Consider the following 1,917-nt stretch of genomic DNA (forward strand, 5'->3'; position numbering starts at 1 on the left):
TGTGGGTGGGCGGCCTGGTGCTGCTCGCCCGGCTGGCCGGCTGGCTTGAAACCAGTCCAGCCGGCCAAGCCGCCTCGTGGCGCGCCCTGGCCGGCGGCGTTGCGCTGGGCCTTGGCGCCTGGCTCAATGCAGCCTGCATGTTCGGCACCGTCGCCCGGATCGGATCGGGCCAATGGGCCTGGCTGGCAACGCCGATCGGCTATTATCTGGCGTGCCTTGCCGTCCCGGATCTGCCGCCCGGCCCGGCACAGATGCCGCCGGCCTTCGCCAGCCTGCTGCCGCTGGTGATCGGCTTTGCGGTGCTGCTCTCGTGGCGACTGCTCGAGGCGCTGCGCGCGCCCAGCGTCGCCGCCTATCTCTGGCACCCGCACCGGGCCACCCTGCTGATCGCGGTCACCTTCGTGGTCACCATGCTCACGGTCGGCGCCTGGGCCTATACGGATGCGCTCACGGCTCTCGCGCGCGCCATGAATGCCCAGCTCGGGCTGCGCGGCGTGATGGTGCTGGCGCTGCTGGGCGGGGCGATCGGAGGCGGTTGGTTGAACGGCACGCTGCGCCCGGTCCCGGTTCGCAGTGCCGATCTGGTGCGCTGCCTTGCCGGCGGCGGCCTGATGGGCCTGGGCGCCGTGCTGGTGCCCGGCGGCAATGATGGTTTGATTATGGTGGGCCTGCCCCTGTTGCAGGCGCAGGCCTGGGTAGCGGTACCGGCCATGGCGATCACCATTGCCCTGGCCATCTTGGCCTCGCAGCGGTGGCCGCTGGCAAAGCGCGCTGCGAGATTGTAAACTGAAGCTGTCGTTCGAGGGGGAGAACGCCAATGGAGATGCAGCAGGTCCGCTACTTTGTTGCGTTGTCCCAGACACTCAATTTCACCCGCGCGGCCGAGCAGTGCAATGTCAGCCAGCCGGCGCTGACACGCGCCATCCAGCAGCTTGAGCACGAATTGGGCGGGCCCTTGTTCCACCGCGAGCGCGGCAATACCCATTTGTCCGAGCTCGGCCGCATGATGCTGCCCTATCTCGAGACGGTGAACGCCTCGGCCTCTGCCGCCCGGGAGGCCGCGCGCTCGGCGCGGCGGCTGGAACAAGGTTCGCTCACGCTGGGTGCCATGTGCACGATCGGGCCGCAAATGGTCGCCCGGCTGCTGGTGCAGTTCCAGGCCGCGCATCCCGATGTCGAGATCAGTGTGATCGATGGTGAAGCGCGCGCCATGCTCGAACGGCTGGAAAAGGGCGATCTGCACATCGGGATCGTCGGTATGCCCGGCGAGTTGCCCGACAGTTTCCACCAATTGCCGGTGTTCACGGAACGCTTCGTCATCGTGATCCCGCGCGGTCACCCCTGGGCCGAGAAGAACGCCGTGCGCGTCGCCGATCTCGATGGCGAGCCCTATGTCGGCCGCAGCAATTGCGAGGTGTTCCAGATGGTGACCGAGGATTTCGCCCGGCGCGGCGTCACCACCCGCAAGGTGTTCAGTTCCCCGCGCGACGAATGGGTGCAGAACATGATCAAGGCCGGGCTGGGCTTCGGCTTCTTCCCGGAATATTCGGTCACCGATCCGGATCTTGTCGTGCGGCCGCTGATCGAGCCCGGCTATTCGCGCACCATCTATCTGGCCACGGTGCGCGGCCGGCCGCACTCGCCGGCGGTCGGCGCTTTCGTGCGCGAAGCCCGGCGCTATGCCTGGCCTTCGCTCTCGTCGCAGGACTGACAGGCGACAGAGACCTCCACCAGCAGGTCATGGCAATGCGCCAGCGCATCCAGCGCCAGCGCCAGCCCGGCGTGAAGGGCTGACTGGATCAGCACCTCGATGATTTCGGATTTCTGCCAGCCCAGGTGCAGGGCCGCAGCGACGTGCGCGCGCAACTGCGCCGCCGACGTGCCGAGGGCGGCCTGCGCCGCCACGGCGGCCAGCGC

Annotated in this window: 3 protein-coding genes; 2 read left to right on the forward strand and 1 reads right to left on the reverse strand. The window is 68.2% G+C overall.

The features are described from left to right. Together GJ693_RS15760 and GJ693_RS15765 are read left to right on the forward strand one after the other, a co-directional pair. A partial coding sequence (locus GJ693_RS15760) for a YeeE/YedE thiosulfate transporter family protein (protein WP_156257184.1) occupies nucleotides 1-785 on the forward strand: 785 nt, incomplete at its 5' end. Nucleotides 786-823: 38 nt separating this feature from the next. Continuing rightward, nucleotides 824-1,711, forward strand: coding sequence for a LysR family transcriptional regulator (locus tag GJ693_RS15765; protein WP_207789974.1), 888 nt, complete (start codon nucleotides 824-826; stop codon nucleotides 1,709-1,711). Here GJ693_RS15765 and GJ693_RS15770 read toward each other — a convergent pair. Further along, a partial coding sequence (locus tag GJ693_RS15770; RefSeq protein ID WP_197042280.1) for a carboxymuconolactone decarboxylase family protein occupies nucleotides 1,678-1,917 on the reverse strand: 240 nt, incomplete at its 5' end. The genes GJ693_RS15765 and GJ693_RS15770 overlap by 34 nt on opposite strands.

Origin of the sequence: Sandarakinorhabdus oryzae (genome assembly GCF_009733735.1) — a bacterium.
Classification (GTDB): domain Bacteria; phylum Pseudomonadota; class Alphaproteobacteria; order Sphingomonadales; family Sphingomonadaceae; genus Sandarakinorhabdus; species Sandarakinorhabdus oryzae.

Excerpts from the sequence above, each read along its gene's own strand:
- GJ693_RS15765 (WP_207789974.1), top strand. The coding sequence starts at position 824 with ATGCAGCAGGTCCGCTACTTTGTTGCGTTGTCCCAGACACTCAATTTC.